Annotated in this window: 22 protein-coding genes; 12 read left to right on the forward strand and 10 right to left on the reverse strand. The window is 35.7% G+C overall.

Going from position 1 to position 25,609, the window contains the following annotated elements:
• Positions 1-117: 117 nt before the first annotated feature.
• Together ruvA and ruvB are read left to right on the forward strand one after the other, a co-directional pair.
• Positions 118-726, forward strand: a complete 609-nt coding sequence (gene ruvA, locus J3U36_RS09460) for a Holliday junction branch migration protein RuvA (RefSeq protein ID WP_065558172.1) — start codon at positions 118-120, stop codon at positions 724-726.
• Positions 727-739: 13 nt separating this feature from the next.
• Positions 740-1,741 carry a Holliday junction branch migration DNA helicase RuvB gene (gene ruvB / locus J3U36_RS09465; protein WP_267351879.1) on the forward strand — a complete coding sequence of 334 codons (1,002 nt, stop codon included), beginning with the start codon at positions 740-742 and terminating at the stop codon, positions 1,739-1,741.
• Between the two features lie 84 nt (positions 1,742-1,825).
• On the opposite strand, the gene cysK is transcribed toward ruvB, so the two are convergent.
• From cysK to yfbV, 3 genes are all read right to left on the reverse strand, one after another.
• Entirely contained in the window at positions 1,826-2,791 is a 966-nt protein-coding gene (gene cysK / locus J3U36_RS09470; RefSeq protein ID WP_267351881.1) for a cysteine synthase A, read from the reverse strand.
• Positions 2,792-3,026: 235 nt separating this feature from the next.
• Positions 3,027-3,539: a primosomal replication protein PriC gene (gene priC / locus J3U36_RS09475; RefSeq protein WP_267380100.1), complete on the reverse strand. Its 513-nt coding sequence runs from the start codon at positions 3,537-3,539 to the stop codon at positions 3,027-3,029.
• 11 nt (positions 3,540-3,550) lie between these two features.
• Positions 3,551-4,006: a terminus macrodomain insulation protein YfbV gene (gene yfbV, locus J3U36_RS09480; protein ID WP_267351883.1), complete on the reverse strand. Its 456-nt coding sequence runs from the start codon at positions 4,004-4,006 to the stop codon at positions 3,551-3,553.
• Between the two features lie 193 nt (positions 4,007-4,199).
• On the opposite strand from yfbV, the gene J3U36_RS09485 reads away from it, so the two are divergent.
• The 4 genes from J3U36_RS09485 to J3U36_RS09500 all read left to right on the forward strand — a co-directional run bounded on the left by J3U36_RS09485 (position 4,200) and on the right by J3U36_RS09500 (position 11,946).
• Positions 4,200-5,405, forward strand: coding sequence for an acetate kinase (locus J3U36_RS09485; RefSeq protein ID WP_065558167.1), 1,206 nt, complete (start codon positions 4,200-4,202; stop codon positions 5,403-5,405).
• A 69-nt stretch (positions 5,406-5,474) separates the two neighbouring features.
• Positions 5,475-7,625 (forward strand): phosphate acetyltransferase, encoded by a 2,151-nt coding sequence (pta, locus tag J3U36_RS09490; RefSeq protein WP_267380101.1) that lies wholly within the window; start codon positions 5,475-5,477, stop codon positions 7,623-7,625.
• 425 nt (positions 7,626-8,050) lie between these two features.
• Positions 8,051-8,527, forward strand: coding sequence for a toxin-activating lysine-acyltransferase (locus J3U36_RS09495; RefSeq protein ID WP_267380102.1), 477 nt, complete (start codon positions 8,051-8,053; stop codon positions 8,525-8,527).
• Between the two features lie 128 nt (positions 8,528-8,655).
• Entirely contained in the window at positions 8,656-11,946 is a 3,291-nt protein-coding gene (locus J3U36_RS09500; protein ID WP_267380103.1) for an autotransporter outer membrane beta-barrel domain-containing protein, read from the forward strand.
• A gap of 240 nt (positions 11,947-12,186) precedes the next feature.
• On the opposite strand, the gene J3U36_RS09505 is transcribed toward J3U36_RS09500, so the two are convergent.
• Positions 12,187-12,651 (reverse strand): MarR family winged helix-turn-helix transcriptional regulator, encoded by a 465-nt coding sequence (locus J3U36_RS09505; RefSeq protein ID WP_267380104.1) that lies wholly within the window; start codon positions 12,649-12,651, stop codon positions 12,187-12,189.
• 3 nt (positions 12,652-12,654) lie between these two features.
• Positions 12,655-13,086: a hypothetical protein gene (locus tag J3U36_RS09510; protein WP_267380105.1), complete on the reverse strand. Its 432-nt coding sequence runs from the start codon at positions 13,084-13,086 to the stop codon at positions 12,655-12,657.
• 319 nt (positions 13,087-13,405) lie between these two features.
• On the opposite strand from J3U36_RS09510, the gene guaA reads away from it, so the two are divergent.
• A complete protein-coding gene (gene guaA / locus J3U36_RS09515; RefSeq protein WP_267351889.1) occupies positions 13,406-14,989 on the forward strand; it encodes a glutamine-hydrolyzing GMP synthase in 1,584 nt (527 codons plus the stop codon).
• Between the two features lie 227 nt (positions 14,990-15,216).
• Here the strand turns inward: guaA and J3U36_RS09520 are convergent, their stop codons facing one another.
• Positions 15,217-15,582: a nuclear transport factor 2 family protein gene (locus J3U36_RS09520; protein ID WP_267360047.1), complete on the reverse strand. Its 366-nt coding sequence runs from the start codon at positions 15,580-15,582 to the stop codon at positions 15,217-15,219.
• A 410-nt stretch (positions 15,583-15,992) separates the two neighbouring features.
• Here J3U36_RS09520 and J3U36_RS09525 point away from each other — a divergent pair, with 410 nt between their 5' ends.
• From J3U36_RS09525 to plsY, 3 genes are all read left to right on the forward strand, one after another.
• Entirely contained in the window at positions 15,993-16,463 is a 471-nt protein-coding gene (locus tag J3U36_RS09525; RefSeq protein ID WP_267351891.1) for a YhcH/YjgK/YiaL family protein, read from the forward strand.
• A gap of 372 nt (positions 16,464-16,835) precedes the next feature.
• Complete coding sequence (gene uvrA / locus J3U36_RS09530) at positions 16,836-19,676, forward strand: excinuclease ABC subunit UvrA (protein ID WP_416379840.1); 2,841 nt, start codon at positions 16,836-16,838, stop codon at positions 19,674-19,676.
• Between the two features lie 163 nt (positions 19,677-19,839).
• The gene (plsY, locus tag J3U36_RS09535) at positions 19,840-20,436 is read left to right on the forward strand and encodes a glycerol-3-phosphate 1-O-acyltransferase PlsY (RefSeq protein ID WP_267380107.1); all 597 of its coding nucleotides are present in this window, start codon (positions 19,840-19,842) and stop codon (positions 20,434-20,436) included.
• Between the two features lie 252 nt (positions 20,437-20,688).
• Here the strand turns inward: plsY and J3U36_RS09540 are convergent, their stop codons facing one another.
• Positions 20,689-21,087: a cell division inhibitor SulA gene (locus J3U36_RS09540; protein ID WP_267351895.1), complete on the reverse strand. Its 399-nt coding sequence runs from the start codon at positions 21,085-21,087 to the stop codon at positions 20,689-20,691.
• A gap of 109 nt (positions 21,088-21,196) precedes the next feature.
• Positions 21,197-21,574: a fluoride efflux transporter CrcB gene (gene crcB / locus J3U36_RS09545; protein WP_267351896.1), complete on the reverse strand. Its 378-nt coding sequence runs from the start codon at positions 21,572-21,574 to the stop codon at positions 21,197-21,199.
• Between the two features lie 307 nt (positions 21,575-21,881).
• On the opposite strand from crcB, the gene J3U36_RS09550 reads away from it, so the two are divergent.
• Positions 21,882-22,493: a riboflavin synthase subunit alpha gene (locus J3U36_RS09550; protein ID WP_267351897.1), complete on the forward strand. Its 612-nt coding sequence runs from the start codon at positions 21,882-21,884 to the stop codon at positions 22,491-22,493.
• Positions 22,494-22,580: 87 nt separating this feature from the next.
• Positions 22,581-23,135 carry a YbhB/YbcL family Raf kinase inhibitor-like protein gene (locus J3U36_RS09555; protein WP_267351899.1) on the forward strand — a complete coding sequence of 185 codons (555 nt, stop codon included), beginning with the start codon at positions 22,581-22,583 and terminating at the stop codon, positions 23,133-23,135.
• Between the two features lie 139 nt (positions 23,136-23,274).
• Here the strand turns inward: J3U36_RS09555 and mmuM are convergent, their stop codons facing one another.
• Both mmuM and mmuP read right to left on the reverse strand, forming a co-directional pair.
• Positions 23,275-24,216: a homocysteine S-methyltransferase gene (gene mmuM / locus J3U36_RS09560; RefSeq protein WP_267380108.1), complete on the reverse strand. Its 942-nt coding sequence runs from the start codon at positions 24,214-24,216 to the stop codon at positions 23,275-23,277.
• On the reverse strand, positions 24,209-25,606 hold the full coding sequence (mmuP, locus tag J3U36_RS09565; RefSeq protein WP_267380109.1) for an S-methylmethionine permease: 1,398 nt from the start codon (positions 25,604-25,606) through the stop codon (positions 24,209-24,211). The genes mmuM and mmuP overlap by 8 nt, the downstream gene beginning before the upstream one ends.
• Positions 25,607-25,609 lie beyond the last annotated feature (3 nt).

A 25,609-nucleotide genomic window follows, 5' to 3' on the forward strand; every position in this document is an offset into this window, starting at 1 on the left:
ATATCAATGACAACATACACTTTACTCATTAATACTGTATTTGATTGAGTAATTATTCTTTTTTCATTGTTACATGTCATTGATAAATCTGATAACACTCAATATTAAGGATTAATTGTGATAGGTCGTTTACGCGGAATCATTATAGAAAAACAGCCACCCAAAGTGCTTATTGATGTGGGCGGTGTCGGTTACAATGTTTTTATGCCCATGACCTGTTTTTATGAATTACCCAACAATGGTCAAGAAGTTATCGTTTTAACACATCTGATTGTTCGTGAAGATGCCCAATTATTATATGGATTTAATCATGAACAAGAACGCGAATTGTTTCGTGAACTGATCAAAGTGAATGGCGTTGGACCAAAATTAGCATTGGCAATATTATCAGGAATGTCGGCTCAACAATTTATCGTGGCGGTTGAACAAGGTGAAATCAAAACGCTGGTTAAATTACCGGGCGTAGGGACTAAAACGGCAGAACGATTAATTGTGGAAATGAAAGATCGTGTTAAACGCTTTGGTGAAGAATTATCTGACTCAATGACTATTGTTGAAACTGGCAATATCAAAAAATCCTCAAATCAAATTGAAAGTGAAGCTGTTTCCGCCCTTATTGCTTTAGGCTATAAGCCACAAGAGGCCAGCCGTATAATCAGTAAAGTTATCAAGCCTGAAATGGATTGTGAAACGCTTATACGTGAAGCATTAAAATCAGCGTTATAAAAAGGTAAGCATTATGATTGAAGCGGATCGTTTAATAGCTCCACAAGCTCAAAAAGAAGAAGAGTCTCTAGATCGTGCAATTCGTCCCAAGTATCTGGATGAATATATCGGGCAACCTCATGTGCGTGAGCAAATGAAAATTTTTATTCAAGCCGCAAAACAGCGTAGTGATGCACTCGATCATGTTCTTATCTTTGGCCCTCCTGGGCTGGGTAAAACAACCTTAGCAAATATTGTTGCTAATGAGATGAGTGTTAATTTGCGCACTACCTCTGGCCCAGTTTTAGAAAAAGCGGGGGATCTTGCTGCCATGTTAACTAATTTAGAGCCTAATGATGTCCTTTTTATCGATGAAATTCATCGATTATCGCCAGTCGTTGAAGAAATCTTATATCCGGCAATGGAAGATTATCAACTAGACATTATGATTGGTGAAGGCCCTGCTGCACGTTCAATAAAAATTGATCTTCCGCCTTTTACCCTTATTGGTGCGACAACAAGAGCTGGTTCGTTAACATCGCCATTACGTGATCGCTTTGGAATCGTACAACGCCTTGAATTTTATCGTGTCGAAGATCTGGAATATATCGTTAGTCGAAGTGCCAAATTTTTGGGTATGGATTTATCCTGTGAAGGGGCTCATTTAATTGCTAAACGTTCACGAGGTACCCCTCGAATAGCTAACCGTTTGTTACGTCGAGTCAGAGATTATGCTGATGTAAAATCAAAAGGTATCATCGATGAGAAAATAGCAACCCAAGCACTCGATATGCTCGATGTCGATAATGAAGGCTTTGATTATATGGATCGCAAATTACTGCTAGCTATTATTGAAAAATTTATGGGTGGTCCGGTTGGTTTAGATAATATTGCTGCTGCAATTGGCGAAGAGCGAGAAACGATTGAAGATGTGCTTGAACCTTTTTTAATTCAACAAGGTTATATTCAAAGAACACCAAGGGGCAGAATTGCAACACCGCATGCTTATCGGCATTTTGGCATTATTCACGAATAACGATTTTAATCAGTTTAAATTATTAATAGATCTCTAAATTAAGTGGATTAAATACCGTCAATTGACGGTATCTTTTATTTTAAGTCATCCTAATTCTTTTTCGGTAAAAATCCCGCTAAATAAGTCAGTACTTAAATAACGTTCACCCGATGAAGGTAATATTACCACAATGGTTTTATTGCTATTCTCCGGTAAGTTAGCCAATCTATCAGCGGCAAAAACTGCTGCTCCTGAAGAGATTCCCGCCAAAATTCCCTCCTTTTCCATTAAAATGCGCGCAGTTTCGATCGCTTCTTCATTCGATACTTTTTCCACTAAATCAATTAAACTCAAATCCAAATTAGCCGGAATAAAACCCGCTCCAATACCTTGAATTTTATGTGGCCCTGGTTTAAGCGGTTCGCCAGCAAGTGCTTGAGTGATTACAGGTGACTGGCTTGGTTCGACCGCAACCGCCGTAATATTTCGACCTTGGGTATTTTTAATGTAACGTGTTACGCCTGTGAATGTTCCGCCTGTTCCTACCCCTGCGACAAAAATATCTATCTTTCCATCAGTATCAAGCCAAATTTCAGGCCCGGTTGTTTTTTCATGAATTTCGGGATTGGCTGGATTGCTAAATTGTTGTAGCATAATATTACGTTTGGGATTACTTGCTACCATTTCCTCAGCCTTTTCAATGGCGCCTTTCATTCCTTTTGACGCTTCTGTTAGAACTAAATTTGCACCTAATGCTTTCAACAATTTTCGTCGCTCAATGCTCATGCTTTCAGGCATGGTTAACGTTAATTTATAACCACGCGCTGCGGCAACGGCTGCTAATGCGATACCTGTGTTACCGCTGGTGGGTTCAATCAATTCAACATCCGGCGTTAATAAACCACGCTTCTCCGCATCCCAAATCATATTTGAAGCTATACGACATTTAACACTAAAACTGGGATTGCGTGACTCCACTTTAGCTAAAATATTACCATGACCAAAATGCTTTAAACGAACAAGAGGTGTATAACCAATAGTTTGAGAATTATCATCAAATATCTTACCCATGAATAAATCCTTATTAAAATATTAGAAAGGGATAGCATTGGAACATTATCGCTAATCATAGCTAATATTATAAATAGAACTCAAAAAGATGATACTAATTATTCATTATAACATTATGCATTTTAGCTATATGTTTGATCAAAGGACTAATGCAATAAATCAAGACGTTGATTTAGCGATTATTTAAAAAGTTCATCGAAGTCAACAATATTCATTCCGTGTGCATTGGCATTTTTTAATAAATCCCGCTTTCCGTATCTAATTCCTGTTCAATGTTTTTGATCGCTTGTTCACACCGATAAATACGATTATCCAGTGTTGCAATCTTGATTGGATCGATTGACTCAGCAGAAAGTAATAACTCATATTTCATTTCTTGCAATCGACGCAAATAATCTAAATGGCGACAATGTTTTTCAGAGAGTGTTTCTTGAATTGAAAGTTTAGATTCTTCTTTTTTACGAAGTTGATGCGTCGCTAATTCACGGGTGAGGGCGGTGATTTGATTAACTAACATTTCAGACAAATAGACAATTTGTTCATCTTTTTGATTCATCACATTATTGACTAAAGCTTGAAAAGTTTGTTTGATTTTTTCTAAATAAAAAGCGTTATCCGTATTGATTTTGGTAGTATTAAATAAGTGTTCATCAAAATAGTGTTCTTGATAATTTTGTTGTTCAGATATATTGACTTGTTGTTCAAGTATATCAATTTGTTTTTTTAGTGATGCCAGCCGTTTCTGCATTTATTTTGATCTTAATAATGAGTTTCTGAACTATCATCTTGAGCAAAGTAATTGCCAAAATGCTTTTTTGATAAAGTTATCAGCTTCATAAATGATTCGAAGGTTAATTTTTCGTTCGTTTCTTTATTTTCTACCAAAATTTTTTTTTCAATTAGTTTTGATTGAATATGATTATAGCAATCGACTAAATTGAGTGGTAACGGAGATTGTGAACGCTTGCCTAACCAATAGATACCCTGAACAGGTAAACTTAACGCAAACAAGATTGCGATAATCGTCACCGCTAATTGTGCTGGCATATAATATTGCCAAACAGCTAACGCAATAATTATTGGGGGTAAATACTTCTTCGCGGTTTTTATGTGGTTTATGATTTTTAATTCGGGAAATGAATACGAAAGTGCTTTATCTTTTGGACAAAGTTCCATATATCGTTGACCAGTCTTAAATGCCTTAACTAAATTCATAAATTTGTGATTCCTCGACATTCACCTATTATTGTCTTAAAATAGTGCCATCCAATTAGGGGCTTTCTTTATTTTATCTTAAAATGCAGAATATCAGAAGTCACCTTGTATATTCACATCGATTATTAAATCATGTGTAGAGTTACCAATTTTGATTGGTATATATCTTTTTATTCAATTTATAGGAATTACTATGTCGTCAAGTAACAATGTTCTTGTTCTAAATTGCGGAAGCTCATCTTTAAAATTTGCTATTATCAATCCTGAAAATGGCGATGAATTTTTATCTGGGTTAGCTGAATGTTTTAATCTTCCTGATGCACGCATTAAGTGGAAACTTGATGGAAGTAAAAACGAAGCATCTTTAGGCGCAGGAGCTGCACATAGCGAAGCAATTAAATTTATTGTTAATAGCATCTTCCCACAAAAACCAGAATTATTAGATAGTATTAAATCTATTGGGCATCGAATCGTTCACGGTGGCGAAAAATACACGCAATCAGTTGTAATTGATGATTCTGTTCTAAAAGGAATTGAAGAAGCAGCGGCATTTGCACCATTACATAATCCAGCGCATTTAATTGGTATTCGTGAAGCATTTGCAGCATTTCCTCATTTAAAAAATAAAAATGTGGCTGTATTCGATACGGCATTCCATACAACCATGCCAAAAGAAGCTTATTTATATGCAATTCCTAACGAATTATATACTAAACATGGTGTTCGCCGTTACGGTGCTCATGGTACAAGTCATTACTATGTTAGCCGTGAAGCGGCAAAATTATTAAATAAACCAGTTGATCAAACCAATGTGATCACTTGTCACTTAGGTAACGGTGCGTCAATCACAGCAGTTAAAAATGGTAAATGTGTTGAAACCTCAATGGGGTTAACTCCGTTAGAAGGTTTAGTCATGGGGACTCGTAGTGGTGATATCGACCCTGCAATTATGTTCTTCTTACATGACAACTTAAAAATGTCTGTTGCTGATATCAATAACTTGTTAAATAAAAAATCAGGTTTATTAGGTTTAACTGGTGTAAGTAGCGATTGCCGTTATGTGACAGATCACTATGACACTGATGAAAATGCGAAAAATGCCCTAGATGTATTTGTTCATCGTTTAGTCAAATACATTGGTGGATATGCAATGTTATTAGATGGTCGTTTAGATGCGATTATCTTTACGGGTGGTATCGGTGAAAATGCAGAAGAAGTTCGTCGTATGGCGCTTCAAAAATTATCAATTTTAGGATTTGAACTTGACCAAGAACGCAATTTAGCTGCTCGTTTTGGTAAAGGCGGCACAATCACTAAAGATGGTTCAGCAATTGCAATGGTTATTCCTACAAATGAAGAACTCGTCATTGCTCAAGATGCTGCGCGTCTAACTGCTTAAAAGACAAATAAAACCGCCTTTATGGCGGTTTGTTTTTATATTTAATAAAGAATTAAGAGGAAATTGATTATGTCTCGTACTATTATGCTAATCCCAACCGGAACAAACGTCGGGTTAACAGGTGTGAGTCTTGGTGTTATTCGAGCAATGGAGCGTCAAGGAATTAACTTAAATGTATTCAAACCTGTTGCTCAACCAAGAGCAGGTGGGGATGCGCCCGATAACACCACCACTTTAGTAAGCAGCAACACATCTATACCAGCATTAAAACCACTAAAAATGAGCCATGTAGAAAATCTATTAGGTTTAAATCAACAAGATGTGTTAATGGAAGAAATTGTCGCGCTTTATGCTGAAAATACCAAAGGGGCCGATGTTGTTTTAGTTGAAGGTATTGTGCCTACCAGTGATTATCCTTTTGCTAACGAACTAAATAATAATATTGCTAAAACATTAGGTGCTGAGATTATTTTTGTTGTTAATATGGGTAAAGATACTCCAGAACAATTAAAAGAACGAATCGAAATTGCACGTTCTAATTTTGGCGGTATTAAAAATGAAAAAATCGTAGGTGTTATTGTCAATAAAGTGAATGCCCCCGTTGAAGAACAAAGCCTTGCACGTCCAGATGTGGCAGAAATTTATCATACACCAAAATTTGATGATAAAAAAATCACAATCGACGATTTAAATGCGCACAGTCCTTTACCGGTACTTGGCTGCATTCCTTGGAATATGGATTTAAGTGCATGTCGTGCAATTGATATTGCCAAACATTTTGATGCAAAAATCATTAATGAAGGTGAGATCAAAAACCGCCGTATAAAACACATCTCATTTTGTTCTCGCAGTGTGCCAAATATTGTTAATCATTTACAACCAAATGCATTACTTGTCACATCAGCTGACCGTGTTGATGTTTTAGTTGCAATCAGTTTAGCCGCAATGAATGGTGTGGCAATTGGAGGGGTATTATTAACAGGTGGTTATGATATAGATGAAAAAATCTATAAATTATGCCAACCTGCATTTGATACAGGTTTACCGGTATTTACGGTAAAAACCAATACATTCCAAACTTCAATCTGTTTACAACAGTTTAATTTAGAAATTCCTGTTGATGATAAAGAGCGCATGGAAAACACACAAAACTTTGTTGCTGACCATATTGATAGCAATTGGATCAAGTCGCTAAACCAAGTAGTGAATTCTGTTCGTCGCTTATCTCCTCCTGCATTCCGTTATCAATTAACTGAACTTGCACGGAATGCGAAAAAAGTGGTGGTATTACCTGAAGGTGATGAACCAAGAACAGTTAAAGCAGCCGCTATTTGTGCAGAGCGTGGAATTGCAAAATGTGTGTTAATTGGTAATCCAGATGATGTGCGTAAAGTTGCTGCTTCACAGGGAGTGACATTGGGTGAAGGCGTTGAAATCGTCGATCCTGAAAATATTCGTGAAAAATATGTACCGCGTTTAGTTGAGTTACGTAAAAACAAAGGCATGACCGAAGTGATTGCGCGAGAACAATTGGCTGATAACGTTGTGCTTGGAACCATGATGCTTGAAGCAAACGAAGTTGACGGTTTAGTGTCTGGTGCAGTGCATACCACGGCAAATACAATTCGCCCACCATTGCAATTAATTAAAACGGCACCGGGTAGCTCTTTAGTTTCCTCAGTATTCTTTATGTTAATGCCTGACCAAGTATACATTTACGGTGACTGCGCAATTAATCCAGATCCGAATGCGCAAGAACTGGCTGAAATTGCGATTCAATCTGCTGATACTGCTATTGCCTTTGGTATTGAACCAAGAGTTGCAATGATCTCTTATTCAACCGGTAGTTCAGGTCAAGGTGCTGATGTTGAAAAAGTGAAAGAAGCAACCCGAATTGCTCAAGAAAAACGTCCAGATCTCATGATCGACGGGCCTTTACAGTATGATGCTGCTGTCATGCCTGATGTGGCTAAATCGAAAGCACCTAATTCTCAAGTTGCAGGTAAAGCAACCGTATTTATCTTCCCAGATCTTAATACGGGTAACACGACTTATAAAGCCGTACAACGTTCTGCTGATCTTGTTTCAATTGGTCCTATGCTTCAAGGTATGCGTAAACCAGTTAATGACTTGTCTCGTGGTGCATTAGTGGATGATATTGTTTATACCATTGCATTAACGGCGATCCAATCAGCGCAAGAACAAAATGCAACTAACTAATTTATATCGGTTATTTCAATATAAAAAAGAGGTGAGTAACATCACCTTTTTTTATATGCATAGGTTTTTACCACACGCTTTTTTATCGACTCCATTAACGCTATTTCATTAATGTTATTTGATTGGTCAAAAAAAGTGTTTTAATTGACTATAATAAGAGTCAATACTCAGTTTTTTTAAATTAAATTTTACAATATAAAGGGGAGTAGAGACACAAGAATAAAATATAAAAACAATTCTAAGATAATTCATACTGTTTTAACAAAAAAATTTCAATTCACTCTTCATCTCATAACTGATTAAAAATTAATTAATGCCTTGAATTGATTATCAATCTTAATTATTTTTTTATAAAAAATAAATTGATGAATTTTTATCTTTTATGTAATACAATTGTATGTAAATGTTAACAAAGGTAAAGCTATATGAAAAGTCTTGAGCAAGACTTGATTAGAATTATTGCACCGAGTTTATATCATGACACCTCATGGAATGAAGCTGAGGTATTAGGGGCTATGATCTGGTTATGGAATCGAAACCCTGAATACAAAAAAGCGGAATTAAACTCCGCTTTAAGCGTTTTGTTACCTATCATTCAGTCTAAAAATTTTGCTCTATTTATTCACAACAACCAACCGCTAGGCTATTTAAATTGGGCTTATCTCAATCGAGAACAAGAGCAACTCTATTTAAACAAAAAAAAGCCTTATATCAATTTTGTTCAATGCAATCAGCCAATGGAATCTACACGCTTGTGGATATTATCTTTTTTTTGCCCATTTGGACTGCATGAAGTGTTACTAACCAAATCGTTAGGAAAAAAAGTCCTAAAAAATAATCTTTGCTTTTTTGGCTATCACAAGTCAAAAACAGAAACAGTCGTTAAAAAAGTTCAGTGCTAATCATTAATATGCAGTTTAAATCTGTTTTTTCTCTATAGTTTCAGATGGTTCTTAATTAAATCGTTGTCATTCTCGATAGTAATTTGTTGTCGTACTTATTTTTTATCGTTAATTTGAAGGAAATTAATATGAACCAAATTTATCAAACGAAATTTAATGTTATCACGGGTACTACTATAGTGTGTTCTGAATTAGTACGACGAGCAAGTAAAGCAATGATAACATTATGTGTTTTAGTTACCTCTGCTTCTTCGTTTGCTTTAGACTGTACCGCCAGTGCCGATGGCTCTTATTTGGTCGGTCAAAATAGCCCAAGCTGTAATAATATTAACCCAGCGACCGTTAACCAATCGGGTAATGCCAGTTTTTATATTCTCACTCGAAGCCGATTACATGAACAACTCAATGTCGGTGATACAACGCTTACCGCCAATGTAAACGGTGATTACACTGGTCTGGCTAATCAATATACCTATGGCGTGTCGGGCGGATCAATTAATGCAGGTAATTTAAATTTTACCTTGAATAACAACGGTAACATGCTAGGTCTTGCCACTTATCACAATGTTAATCTGACTGCAAAAAATGTGGAATTAAATATCAATGATAACTATACGCGTGGTGGCAATTCAAGTGGTACGGTTGCTTCTTATGGTTTATTAGCTGGTTCGTCAGTTAATGCCGGTGAGAGAGATACGTATAATGGTAAATACAGTACCATCACAGTGGATAGTTTGAAAATTAATCAAACAGCAAAGGGGGGCAAAACCCAGCCAATTTTAAATAACGGTATTCGAGCAATTCAAGGAGCCTATGATAATTCAGGCGATGGTTCTGCAGGACAAGTTATTATCAATGATAATTTAGATATGACATTAACGGGAAATCGCTCAATCGGTATTTATGTTTCGGGCAATCCAACCAATCATGGGGTTGCAGAAAATAAAGGCCGAAACGGTCAGTTAACCCCAAAAGTAATTTTGAAAGGAGAGAAAAACACTATCATCATTAATAAAGGTAATGATAGCTCAAGGTTAAACTGGGATAGTGTGGGGATTAAACTGGGTAAAACCCGTAATACAGGTGAGGGGCCAGGTATTTTAGAATCACATGGGGAGTTGACTATTGATACCACTAACGCTTTAAATGGTAGTGGTATCAAAATGGTTAGGAATTCTTCATTAACAGCAAATTTTGATAATAGTAAAACGATCATTAAAACCAATGGTTATGCTTTGGAAATTGGAACCCATGATGATGCGACTTCAAGTGGACAATTTGAACAAGCTGCATCACACAATATGAGTATCAGTTTAAATAATGCAATATTTACCACAACAGGAACAAGTGCTGATCCCGTAATTGAAGGTTCTGTTGCACGCAAAGATTTAATTTTTGTTGATCAAGGTCAACAAAATGTTAATTTTACAATTATGGGTGATGAAACCGATCTCCATGCTAATCAAGACGGCTATATTCTCAACGTCAGCGGTAATTACACTGCACCTAATTATCAATTTTTTTCTAATACGTATGATGCTAACGGTGTTGAACAAGGACATGATGACTATGAAGTTTCCTCTGTCAGCTTTTATGCTTATGGTAAAGGAAGTATGACTGGGTTAATTTCCAAAGGGCAAGTAAAAGAGAAGGAGGGTCAAATTCTTGATATAAATAAAGAACCAGGAGTTTGGTTAGATTTAGCTAATGACTTTCGTTGGAATTTGCAAAAAAAAGGTAATGATAATATATCAAAATTAAATACGATTCTAATTGAATCTGGTGGAACAATCAATGCAGCTTATAATGATGATGGTGGTAATGATTTTATCGTACAAGCTGATGTTTATAGCAATTCAGGCATTATTAATTTAGATAATTCCTCTCATCAAAAATATAATGATATATTAACTATCGATGGTAACTATACCGGATCTAATGATGCTCAAATAAGATTGAACACATCGTGGAATAATGCCAGCGATACTTATGCGATGAATTCACAATCTGATGTGTTAAAAATCACAGGTACTGCATCTGGTTGGACTAAAGTGATACCGATAGATGCGAATGGCACAGAAAACGTGATTGATGGTAATATAAGCCAAATTGACGCAGTGATAAATACTGTTCCCGTGATTTATGTAGGACAAAGTAAAAATGAACTTAATTTTCATGGTGAAGCGCACACAAACGGCGCGACTGAAATTCAACTAGCAAAACGTCAAACAGCTGATGGTGACGAATATTTCTGGACTATGCAAGCAGGTACGACACCACCGCCGCCACCACCACCGCCACCACCGCCGACGCCAGAACCGCCGACGCCAGAGCCACCGACGCCAGAGCCTCCGCCGCCAGAGCCACCGACGCCACCGACGCCACCGACGCCGACGCCGACAATTAAACCTAAACCCATTTTTGCCAGTCCGGTAGCAGGATATGTTGCTATGGCGAGAGTCAATCAGGAACAAGGATTTTTAAGTATTGGTTCTTTACATGAACGTCGGGGAGAATACACCAATTTTGATTTAGCAAATTGTAATACTTGTGAAGAGTTTTTAAGTGAAACTTGGGGTAGGATTTTAGGCAAACACATAAAACAAGATGGTAAAGATCGATTAAATTTAGAGAGCGATATATATGGATTCCAATTTGGTCATGATTTGCTGAATAATGTAAGTGATGATGGAAGTCATAATTATACAGGTATCTATTTAACCTATAGCAAAGCGCATACCGACTTTTCCGATAAATATCGAGCTGTACATGGGATAATTGACCATAATAAACGAACAGGAAAAGGCAAATCAGAATCATTGAGCTTGGGATTAACCAATACTTATTTTTCAGTAGAGAATAACTATTTAGATTTAGTTGGACAGTTTTCCTATTTACGTAATAAATATGAAGCTCGTAATGGTAATAATCCACATACTCAAAATGGGTGGGCATTTGCCATTTCGGCTGAAGCTGGGCACACCTTTAAAATAAATCAGAATGATCTTGATAAAGACTATTGGATAGTTGAGCCTCAAGTTCAATTAGTGTACCAATATGTTGATTTAGATAGTTTTAAAGATAAATATCGTCGTGTTGATCAAAATAATCAGGATCTATTACGGGGTAGAATCGGTATTCGTTTGGGTAATAATAACCAAGCAACAGTTGAGCAGCATACCACATTCTATGCAATTGGTAATATTCTGCATGACTTTATCAAGCCAAGCCAAGTTACCATAGGTAGAGATAAACTGCGTGAAAATTATGCTCGTACATGGGGAGAATTGGGCGTTGGGTTAAAAACGCCTTTATTTGAAAAGACTTATCTTTATGGCGATGCTCGCTACGAACACGATTTTGGAAATACCAAACGGCAAGGTTATCGAGGAAATATCGGTATTGAACATAAATGGTAAGTATAAATTAATAATGTAAATTATGATTTAGTTTCAAAGTGTTATCTATGTTACACTCATCTTATACGTAATGGCTTGTTTAGCATTACGTATATTTTTTATCTAAACATTGTGGTTAAATAATGAAAATATTGATTTTTTTAGACTTATTAATCAACTAAGTTTGCAGCAAGATAACTCAATAATCATAATGAATAGCTAATAACAGCAAATACTTAAATTTTTAACTCAAGCTATTCTTTAATCAGTTCGGTTTTTTAAGAGTGTTAAAAGCATCGTCATAAAGTGCTTTTTATCCTCTTTTAATAATGAAAAAAATTCTTGATCCATTTGTTCAACTAAAGGAACGGTTTCATTTGCCTTATCAAGCCCTTTTTGCGTTAATACAATTGATTTTGCACGACTATCTTTGATTGAACAAGTGCGTTTAATGTAATCTTTTTTCTCTAAATTCTCTAATATTTGAGAAATAGTCATGACATCAATATTCGTTTTATGGGATAGAATAACTTGTGTTATCTCATCAGGATATTGAGATAAATAAGCTAGGGTCGCTAGCACAATAAATTGGGGATGTGTGATAGACTGTTTTTTTAAACAATTTTTTATATTTGTATGCCAGGACGAATAAGTTTTCATAAAAAGAAAACCAACAGATTCTGAATCAGATTGGAATTGCGTCAAAAACTTATTGTCCTTTGCCATAACTTACCCTTCAACTAAACTATTTAATTTGTATGTTTTATCAATAATATCATCCGAAATCTGTTTAATAAAATTATAAGATGCATGAGTATCCATTTTCGGATCCGGTTTTAATGAAATTTCAGATTTTAATGCATATTGATTATGCGATAATTCAATAATTTGATGTGAAAAATAGAGTAAACCTTTGTCAGGCATATCAAATTGTTCGGTAAATTCCTTTTCATTAATTATTTTAGATAACGTCACGTCCATTTCTGGCATATTTTGTAATTTAAAAATACCTTTAGAACCGGTTTTTAACTCGCCCGTGATACGAAAATCTTCAAGATCGGTTTCCCATAATTTTCTGAAATTAAGATCAGTATAGTATGGCCATATTTTAGATGGTGTAGCCTTTGTTGGTAGTACAAAAGAAATTGAAATAGTATTCATCGTTTTTTCCTCGTTTTGATAAGTTTGCATATTATAAGTATACTTATTAAATAAGTAAAGAAATTTTATTGTCTTAAAAAAAATTATATTCATTATTAAAATCAGTTAGTTAATTCAAAAAGAAAATAATTAAGATCTGACTAATTCATATAAGGATTGTCGTTTTATTAACAAAATAAAATACCGTATCAGGATATATTGAAACTTGCAAAGGTAAAATATTTACAATTGTTTTTTTATTTAATCCGTTCAATTTAGTCGGTAAATGATACAATACCACCTTGATTTTGTAATAGACCATAGTTTAGGAACAAATTTGATGAAAAATGACATCCACCAGCAACGTATTTTAATTCTTGATTTTGGTTCACAAGTTACCCAATTAATTGCACGTCGGATTCGTGAAATTGGTGTTTATTGTGAGCTTTGGCCGTGGGATGTATCGGAAGAAAAAATTAAACAATTCAATCCTAAAGGGATTATTTTATCGGGTGGTCCAGAAAGTACGACAGCACAAAATAGCCCAAGAGCCCCCGAATATGTTTTTAACGCAGGTGTGCCTGTTTTAGGTATTTGTTATGGTATGCAAACTATGGCAATTCAAGTTGGTCAAGGTGGACAAGTCACCGGTTCAAATCAACGTGAGTTTGGTTATGCTAAAGTCGACATTATCGGACGCTCAAAATTAACTGACGGCATTTTAGATAGTACTAACAACGATGGTATAGATCAACTTGATGTCTGGATGAGTCATGGTGATAAAGTCACAACTTTACCGGATAGTTTTACGGTCATTGGTCGAACAGAAACCTGCCCATTTGCCATCATGGCTAATGATGAAAAGCAATTTTATGGCGTTCAGTTTCACCCCGAAGTCACTCATACAATAAAAGGGTTTGAATTGCTCCAACGGTTTGTAATCGATATTTGTCATTGTGAAAAACTATGGACACCATCTTCTATTATTACCGATGCAATTACCCGAATAAAAGAAAAAGTCGGCAAAGATAAAGTATTACTAGGGTTATCGGGTGGCGTTGACTCTTCTGTTACGGCATTATTACTCCATCAAGCCATTGGTGATCAGCTGACCTGTGTTTTTGTCGATCATGGTTTATTACGTTTGAACGAAGCGCAACAAGTTATGGACATGTTCGGTAATAAATTTGGGTTAAATATTATAGCCGTGAATGCCGAAGACCGCTTTTTAGCAGCCCTAAAAGGGGAGGCCGATCCCGAAGCTAAACGCAAGATTATAGGGCGTGAATTTGTCGCTGTGTTTGATGAAGAAGCGGCAAAACTCAAAGATGTGAAATGGTTAGCACAAGGTACTATTTATCCTGATGTGATCGAATCTGCGGCAGCTGATACCGGTAAAGCACATGTGATTAAATCGCATCATAATGTCGGTGGTTTGCCAGAAGAGATGAAAATGGGGTTAGTGGAACCACTACGAGAACTTTTTAAAGATGAAGTACGTAAAGTTGGGTTAGAGTTAGGTTTACCATATGACATGTTATATCGTCATCCATTTCCTGGACCGGGTTTAGGCGTTCGAGTACTCGGCGAAGTGAAAAAAGAGTATTGTGACTTACTCCGTCAAGCTGATGCGATCTTTATCGAAGAACTGTATAAAGCCGATCTATACCACAAAGTCAGCCAAGCTTTCACCGTATTTTTACCAGTACGTTCAGTCGGCGTAATGGGGGATGGGCGTAAATACGACTGGGTTGTCTCGTTACGTGCAGTTGAGACTATCGACTTTATGACCGCTCACTGGGCACATCTGCCATATGACTTCTTAGGACGAGTATCAAATCGGATCATTAATGAAGTAAACGGAATATCTCGCGTTGTCTATGACATCAGCGGTAAACCGCCAGCGACGATTGAGTGGGAATAAAAAATAACTTAATAATCCAGCATAATCGAAATATCAGCGCTGATAAAGCGCTGTTTTTTGCTGTAGTATTTTCCAATCTGCTGATTACAAACAGTATAACAGTCATTTGGGTAGAGAAATTGTCTTATTATCGTTGATGATTAAAAATGCGTGCTTAATGTTTAATAACAACCTTATCCTTTAAACCCAACCAAGATAAGGTTGTCATGTTTATCCCATAAAATGATCTAAAATAAACTATTTTTATTAACCGATTTTACTTTTTCTACATGGGACTCAATGACATCCCAATGTTCAACGATCTTATTGCCTTCGACACGATAAATATCACATACCTTATTCACGGTACCGTCTGGTAGGGAACATTTATAAAATACGTAAACCATATTCGCTTCACAACTGATGTTGACAATATCGAGTTTGGGTTTAGTTTTAATAAACTCTTTGAAAAATTTAATAAATCCTGCTTGACCATCTTCAACCTGAGGATTATGTTGAATATAGTTTTCTGATACATAATGAGGAATTTTATCCACATTACCGTTAATAAAAACATCTTTGTAATAATTTTCGATCAATTCTTTATTTTTCATCATAGTTACCTTTTGTTAGAAAGACATACATTCTATTGAAATTAATGATTTATTAAGAAAAGAAGAAGATCTGAATAGCTATTGTGTATTAAAAAATGGATATGATAATGATAAAGACTGTAAATAATAAATGGCTGTTAGTGTTATACCACCTCCTTAATCAAATGTCACGATTTCTGTTTAAACTCGATTAGTCTAAAGTCGACCATATTAGGTCATTTTAATCTTACTGCGATAACTTAACACAATAACTAATTATTTTATCAAAATAAAGCATTCGTCATAGGCATCAAAAAAGTCTAAAGGCTATCATAGTCTATCTATTAAAATGTATTGGATAAGTATATACTTAAACAAATGCTGTGTATTTGTGATATCAGTAATGTTTCATTTATGAAGGATTATCAAATATGATTTTAGGTAATATTAACCATTTAAATTTAGTCCCTTATTTGCCTGCCAAAATAAAGCAATCGATTGAATATATCAAAGATAATGTCAATCAAAATACGCCTATAGGGCGTTATGACATTGACGGTGATAAGATATTTTTTATGCTATCTGATAGTTCAACTCGTCACATTGACAAGGCTAACCCTGAATATCATCAAAAATATATTGATGTGCAAATTGTATTAGACGGTCAAGAGGGAATGGCGATTAATACTTTACCACCTTACACTAACAGGCTCGATGATCAACTTACTACTAACGATATTGCATTTGTTGAAACCCCGAAGGAAGAAACATTACTGGTTTTGCATTCAAACGATTTCATTGTTTTTTTTCCTAATGAAGTCCATAAACCTTTGTGTGCAATAAACAATAACATTAATACTGTTCGTAAAGTGGTCATTAAAATAGCCTTAGATCATCTTTAATTTAGGAATCATTGCGCTAAATTGAGATGAATTTAGCGCATATACTATGACATACTTGCCAAAATTGCATCCAAGCAAATGAGTTTAATAAATAGTGAACATCTATTTTCAATGCTTACTTCGAAAAGTCGGTTAACTGGCACATTATGCTTAAATGTTCTGGCATTAACGGAGTACGATAAAACTCATTATGATATTTTGCTCATTGAATTTTATTGATAAATTTGTTAGCGTTAATAAAAAAACCGTAAAACCCATAAACTCATCAACGGTGAATTAGTACTATATTTCATCACTCATCACTGGTATAATATACAGTTAAATTTTCATTTGAATTGTACAAAAAACATACTTAAGAAGAGATCTATGTCAATTAAAGATATCGATATTCGAGGTGCGAGAACGCACAACTTAAAAAATATTAATGTCATTATTCCACGCGATAAACTTGTCGTTATTACCGGGCTTTCAGGTTCTGGTAAATCTTCATTAGCATTTGATACGCTTTATGCAGAAGGGCAACGGCGTTATGTCGAGTCATTATCCGCCTATGCACGACAGTTTTTATCATTAATGGAAAAACCCGATGTTGATCACATTGAAGGATTATCGCCAGCGATTTCAATTGAACAAAAATCTACATCGCATAATCCACGTTCAACGGTCGGTACGATTACTGAAATTTATGATTATCTCAGGTTACTTTTTGCCCGAATAGGAGAGCCTCGTTGTCCAAATCATAATTTACCGTTAGCAGCGCAAACCGTGTCGCAAATGGTCGATAGCATTATGGCATTACCAGCTGAAAATCGATATATGCTACTTGCTCCAGTGGTGACCGAACGTAAAGGGGAGTTTGTTAAGCTTTTTGAACAGCTTTCTGCAAGCGGTTATATACGGGTAAGGGTAGACGGAGATGTCTATGATTTATCTGATCCACCACAACTTGAATTACAAAAGAAACATACTATTGAAGTTGTTGTCGATCGTTTTCGTATTCGTGATGATTTAAAACTACGTCTGGCAGAATCGATTGAAACAGCACTATCCATTACCAATGGTATAGTTAAAGTAGCTAATTTGGATGATCCAAAAGCTGAAGAAAAAATATTTTCGGCTAATTTTGCCTGCCCAATTTGTGGTTACAGCATTTCTGAGTTGGAACCTCGTTTATTTTCATTTAATAATCCAGCGGGTGCTTGTCCCGAATGTGATGGTTTAGGTGTTCAACAGTACTTTGATCCTAAACGCATTGTACAAATGCCTGAAGTTTCGTTAGCTGCGGGCGCAATAAAAGGCTGGGATCGTCGTAATTTTTACTATTTTCAGATGTTAAAATCTTTGGCGGATCACTATAAATTTGATATTGATAAGCCTTACGAAAAATTACCTGAAAAAATAAAAGATATTTTATTAAATGGTTCGGGTAGTACCGAAATTACCTTTGTTTATACCAATGATCGTGGTGATGTTGTCAAACGAAAACATACTTTTGAAGGTATTATAAATAACTTAACGCGTCGCTACAAAGAAACCGAATCACAAACGATTCGTGAAGAATTAGCTAAATACATCAGTAACCGCCCGTGTCCTTGTTGTCATGGATCAAGGTTATGTACAACAGCAAGACATGTATTTATTAACGATACAAATTTACCAACGATTAGTGATTTAAGTACTCAACAAGCAAAAGAATTTTTTGACAACTTAGTATTAACCGGCCAACGTGCCCAAATTGCAGAAAAAATTCTGAAAGAAATTAATGACCGATTACAGTTTTTAATTAATGTTGGACTTAATTATTTAACGTTATCACGTTCGGCAGAAACCTTATCCGGCGGTGAAGCGCAACGTATTCGCTTAGCCAGTCAAATCGGTGCCGGTTTAGTTGGCGTAATGTATGTACTTGATGAGCCTTCTATCGGTCTACATCAGCGTGATAATACTCGCTTAATTGATACATTGACTCATTTACGTGATTTAGGTAATACCGTCATTGTGGTTGAACACGATGAAGAAGCGATTATGGCTGCCGATTACGTGATTGATATTGGTCCGGGGGCAGGGGTTCACGGGGGCGAAGTTGTGGCTCAAGGAACACCTAAACAAATCATGGAAAATAATGCATCGCTTACAGGAAAATATTTATCCGGTAAAGAAAAAATCGAAATCCCCGCAACGCGTACCAAAGTTGATAAAAAACGGATGTTATCGCTAATCGGGGCAACGGGTAATAATCTTAAAGATGTCACGTTAAATATTCCGGTCGGACTGTTTACCTGTCTCACTGGGGTATCGGGATCGGGCAAATCCACTTTAATTAATGATACTTTATACCCACTCGCTCAAAATGAACTCAATGGCGCTGAAAAAAGTGATATTGCACCTTATAAATCCATTAAAGGTCTTAACTTTTTTGATAAAGTTATCGCGATAGATCAAAGTCCGATTGGACGAACACCACGTTCAAATCCTGCTACTTATACCGGATTTTTTACATCGATTCGTGAGCTTTATGCAGGAGTACCTGAAGCACGAGCCAGAGGGTACAATCCGGGGCGATTTAGCTTTAATGTAAAAGGTGGACGTTGTGAGGCTTGTCAAGGCGATGGCTTAATTAAAGTTGAAATGCACTTTTTACCTGATATTTATGTACCATGTGATCAATGTCATGGTGCACGCTATAATCGTGAAACGCTTGAGATCAAATACAAAGGTAAATCTATTAACGAAATTTTAAATATGACCGTTGAAGAAGGGCGTGAATTTTTTGATGCGGTTCCAATGATCTCTCGAAAATTACAAACCCTGATTGATGTTGGTTTGGCTTACATTACCATTGGTCAATCGGCAACGACATTATCGGGTGGGGAAGCTCAGCGAGTTAAATTAGCCAAAGAACTATCAAAACGTGACACAGGTAGTACGCTCTATATTTTAGATGAGCCGACGACTGGCTTGCACTTTGCCGATGTTAAACAATTACTTGCGCAATTGCATACTTTACGTGATAAAGGTAATACTATTGTCGTCATTGAACATAATTTAGATGTCGTCAAAACCGCTGATTGGATTGTGGATCTTGGGCCAGAAGGGGGGAATGGTGGCGGTGAAATTATTGCCGAAGGTACACCAGAAGAGGTTGCAAAATCCAAAATATCTTACACGGGTCAATATTTAAAACCACTATTAGATAAACAAAAAAGAAAGTAAAATAGAGTCAATTTTGATTAAAGGATTAAAAAGGACGGGAGGCAACTCCCCACTTTTATTTATTTCTCTATTAATAAACATCGATAAAAAGTTCATTAATTGAATTAGTATAACTTTTTATCGATATAATAATCAGAAAATAGGTACATCTAGGGAGGGGCTTTTGTCATTAGAAATCTTAGCGATGATCATCATCGCCTATCTTTGTGGTTCATTGTCAGGTGCTATGATAGTTAGTCATGCTATGAAATTGCCCAACCCCTTAACGCATGGCTCTCACAATCCTGGGGCAACCAATATCCTACGAATTAATGGTAAACTACCTGCTATTGTTGTCTTAATTTTTGATATGTTCAAAGGTACGCTACCTGTGTATCTGGCGTATCGAATAGGAATATCGCCCTTCTTTTTAGGTATTATTGGCATTTCTGCTTGTCTTGGGCATATTTTCCCCTGTTTTTTTCATTTTAAAGGCGGTAAAGGGGTTGCGACAGCATTAGGGATGATGGCACCGATTGGACTTGATTTTACAGGATGTTTTATACTGACTTGGCTAATGACCTTATTGATAACTGGCTACTCATCAGTTGCAGCTATTATCGGGTTTCTTATGGCACCATTTTATGTTTGGTTGTTTAAACCTGAGTTGACCTTACCGGTAACTATGCTTTCTTGCCTCATTATTGTTCGCCATAGTAGTAATATTATGCGTTTATTAAAAGGTGAAGAACCAAAAAGCTTAAAGCGATTAAAACTGTAATTTAATGGCATCAGTCGGATTCAGATCGGTTAACATAACAGTATTGACATGACGATAGCGATGAAAAATGAGTTGTTAACTTCACAAATTATTACTTGATGATTATCAGTTAGAAATTCGCCTAAAAAAGTATCAATTTCAATAAAATTCTCGAAAAAAGAACACGTACATTGATGATGATGATTCTTCATCGAATTAATTGGTGTTATCACTTTCCTTTTAACTTATTTAAAAAATAATCATCTTTTCAGATTAATGGTATTGAGTATATTGCTCTTTGGATTCATCATTGACTAAAAATAACGTTGTATCACTGGCTAACACCGCGTTATGCAAACGTATTTTATCTTGTTCATTAAGCTGCTTAATACAAGCAACGACATAACTACACGTTTTATTTTGTAAAGCTTTTTCAATCGTTGATACCAGATTTTCATTTTTTATATTGGTGATATGGATTACTTTTTGCTTATCTAAACCGGCAAAGTTAACCCAAGATCGCTTTAACATCGGTCTATCGGATAACCAAAGCTGCCATTTTTTTGCTTTATTAAATGAACGTAATAACGGTCGCTGTTGTTGTAATACTTGCTGAAAAGGAGATTCAAACTCAAACGCCATAATTTGTTGTGATGATTGTTCAATAAGCATAATGACCTCTAACTGTATTAATATACAGTGTATATTAATACAGTATTTAAAGGTTGTAAATATTTTTTATGTTATGTTAGGCTAATCAATTATTAGGCTAACAAAGCGATCAAGAACGAAAATATTGATAAGTCCAAATGCCTAAAAAAGTCATCAATACCGAGCCAACAACATGGATACCTATTGTCGCTAATGCCCATGTTACTCTGCCTTCCTGCAATAAATTAACAATTTCAGCCGAAAAAGTAGAAAAAGTTGATAAACCACCACAAAAACCCGTGACGATTAATAAACGCCATTCAGGGGAAAGATTAGAATGATTAAAAAAAGCGATGGCAAAACCAATAATATAGCCAGCAATTAAATTAGATAATAGTGTTCCGATTGGAATAGTAAAGGCAACCACATTGAATTTAAGTGATAAAAACCAGCGAAGTAAACCACCCGCTACAGAACCGAATGAAATGGCTAAAATAAGTTTTAGCATCAACAATCCTTAATAAAATTTGAGAAATGATTTTTACTCAGTGAATGAGAATGTCATTATAAAATGACTTAATAAATATTGACTAGTTTTTGTCTAACAAATTCTAATAACGCTGCTTGAACACTGAGTTTCAATAGGGTATCAAAAAAATAGAGTTCTTAGGGTATATCTAATAGTACTTAACATAAGTTATTCAAACCAATCTTAACCGATTAAATTGATTTGTTAAGGAATGAATGATAAACATAGAAATTTATTATTAGATTACGATAAAATGGAGATCTCAAAAGATTCAAACGGAAATAATATGTTTACGGGTATTGTACAGGGTGTTGGTCAAATAATTGATATTAACGATCAAGATAAATTACGAACTTATAAAGTTAAACTTCCAAGTCAGCTAACGCAAAATATTGAAATTGGTGCTTCGATTGCGAATGATGGATGTTGTTTAACGGTAACAGGTTTTGCAGATGATTGGGTCTCATTTGATATCATGCAAGAAACGCTAGCTTTAACCACATTAGGCGATAAAAAACTGAATGATTACGTTAATATTGAACGCAGTGCAAAATATGGCGATGAAGTCGGTGGACATATCATGTCTGGACACATCTCTTGTACAGCAACGATTGTTGATATTCAAAAAACGGCAACCAATTGCCAGATGCAACTTACACTACCCAAACAGTTTATAAAGTATGTTTTATATAAAGGTTTTATCGGCATTGATGGGGCTAGTTTAACGGTGGGCGAAGTAGATGAAAATCGTTTTAAAATTCACCTTATTCCCGAAACATTAGCGATAACAACGTTTAAAAATAAAAAAGTTGGTGATAAAGTCAATATAGAAATTGATTCACAAACTCAAGCGATAGTTGATACGGTTGAGCGAGTATTAGCAACTAAGTTTAAATGAGGTTGAAATAGAACATTGTGATGTAAACTGCCGATTAGTCAATAAGTTAGTTATTTATTTTATTCATTTAAAATATAAGGAGTAAACATGCGTCATTCTACCAAATTGAAACCCTTGTTTTACGGAGTATTATTGTTATTCACTAGTTACAGTTATGCATCTGAAATGCAGCTATCCAGTCCTGATTTAAATAAAAATGGTTTTACAGATCAATTTATTTATAATCAATTTGGTTGTCAGGGTAAAAACCTATCGCCTAGCATTGAATGGAATAATGTACCTAAAGAAGCAAAAAGTTTGGCATTAACCATGTATGATCCAGATGCGCCAACCGGATCAGGATGGTGGCATTGGACGGTTGTCAATATTCCGGTCGATGCGACAGCGTTAAAGCAATCAGCTGGTAATAATATTGATTTATTGCCTAAGGGAAGTCAGCAAGTTCGTAATGATTTTGGTACGGCAAATTATGGCGGACCTTGCCCACCAGAAAACTCTAATCACCGTTATCAATTTACACTCTATGCACTTGATATAGACAATATCAATGTTGATGATAAAACAACGCCAGCTTTAGTTGGTTTTATCATCAATTCGCATCAAATCGCTAAAGCATCCATTACCTTCAATTACGGTCGTTGATGAGAAAGTTACTCTTCAATATGAAGTCTTTTATTAGTGATTGAATATAAAAGTTTGATAATATCGAAATCAACTAATCAAACCAAAAGTATACAAAATCAACATTATTTGATTTTGTATACTTACTCAACGAAAAGTTTTATTTATCTTGCAGGAATTTAGCGATATTAGCAATATCGTTAGGCGTGGTTTGACAACAACCGCCAATTAATTTAGCACCAGATTCTATCCAGTTTGTTAACTGATTAGCAAATGTACAATTATGTTGCGGGTTAGGGTGCCATTGCTTGGTCAAAGGATCATATACTTCGCCAGAATTTGGGTAAACGATTAATGGTTTTGATGTGAGTTTATTTAACACATTTAGTGACGATGTCACTTTTTCTAATGCAATGCAATTGATGCCTACACTGGCAATTTGCTCAATATTATTTAAATATTCGACAACTAATGATAACGGTGTTCCATCACTCAGATGCTGATCATCTTTCAGTGTAAATGAAAACCAGCAACTTATTGCAGGAAATTGTTTAATCACCTTTGTTAATGCTTTTATTTCTGTAAAAGAAGGCAAGGTTTCACAAGCGAGTAAATCTACATTGGCATCGATAAGTGCTTTTATGCGGACATAATGAAATTCCATAAAGGCTTTTTCACTCAGTTGATAGTTGCCCGTATATTCGGAACCGTCAGCTAAATAGGCACCATAAGGGCCGACAGATCCGGCAATAAGTAAAGGTCTAGGTTGGTCTAATTCGCCTAAATACTGTTGTTTAGCTTGTTGTGCAAGTTCAACACTTTTTTGTATTAACGCAATAGAATCATTGAGATTAATGCCTTTTTTAGCAAATCCTATAGGTGTTGCTTGATAGCTTGCTGTAATGGCACAGTCTGCGCCAGCTTTAAAGTAGTCATAATGAACTTGCCGAATTAATTCAGGTTGCTCAAATAATACTTTTGCTGACCATAAACTATCATTTAAATCGCATCCACGACGTTGTAACTCGCTGGCAAGTGCACCGTCAACAATGATAAAGTTTTTTTGGTTTAATAAATTCTTAATCGGATTATTATTAATCATTTTGAGTAACTCGAGTGTGATACTTATGCGTCAAATGGTAAGCCATAAAACAAACAATGACAAAAGGGATGCCACAATATAGTGCTATTCGTTGCTCGGGATCAAAAGCCAGTCCAATACAGGCAATCACGCACAAAATTGTGCCTAAAATCGGGACTAAAGGGTAGTAGGGCGCTTTATATTTTAAATTAATAATTTGTTCTTGAGAAAGCTTTTGTCTAAAAAAGTAATGCGATACGCAAATACTTAACCAAACAGCTACCACCGCAAAACCTGAAATAGCTGTTAATGCGACAAAGACTGTATCGGGTGCAATCACACTGGAGAACAGTGCCAGTAATCCCCCTAACATACTCACTGTTATAGCGGTGGTTGGAATACCTTTAGTGGTTAATCTTGAAAAGCATTTTGGCAAAGTACCTTGATTTGATAACGACCATAACATTCGACCCGATGCATAAAGTCCTGAATTAGCCGCCGATAAAATGGCAGTTAAAATCACAAAATTAAAGATATCGGCAGCATAAGGGATACCAATATTTTCAAAAACCATCACAAATGGACTCTTAATGACGCCTGCTTGTTCCATGGGCAATAAAGCCGCCAGTACAAAAATAGTGCCAACAAAAAAAATGATTAACCGTAAAATGGTTGTTTTTATGGCTAAAGGAATACTTTTTTCAGGCTGCTTAGTTTCACCCGCGGCAATACCGATTAGTTCTGTACCAGAAAAGGCAAAATTAACCGATACCATTGTCATGATGATAGGTGTCAATCCATGTGGAAACCAACCATTATCTATAATATTGTGTAGAAATGGGGCTGGCATATCGTTTTTCATCGGTATAAAACCAAAAATAGCTGCGCTGCCTGCAATAATAAAAATAATAATCGTGATGACTTTAATAATTGAAAACCAAAATTCACTTTCTGCAAAAAATTGTGCAGTCACAATATTCAAAACAAATATAACTGCACAAAAAATTAAACACCAAACCCAAACAGAAATATCCGGAAACCAATACTGCATACACATACCCGCAGCGGTTAGACTTGAACCCAATGCAACTGTCCAGGTTAGCCAATATAACCAAGCAACGGTATAGCCTGTAGCGGGGCTAATGAAACGTGAAGCATACGTATGAAAAGCACCGGTTTCGGGCATAGCAACCGCAAGTTCGCCAAGGCACAACATAACTAAAAAAACGACCAAAGCACCAATTAAATAGGCAATAATCGCTCCCACGGCTCCTGCGGTTGCAATAATATAACCGGTATTAAAAAATAATCCTGTGCCAATCACGCCACCTAACGATAACATAATTAAATGCCGAGTTTGCATAGTACGTTTAAATTGATTCTCAGGTGATTTAGATAGATGATTGTTCATAAC

The sequence above is a fragment of the Gilliamella sp. B3817 genome (assembly GCF_026536705.1).
Lineage (GTDB): Bacteria > Pseudomonadota > Gammaproteobacteria > Enterobacterales > Orbaceae > Gilliamella > Gilliamella apicola_I.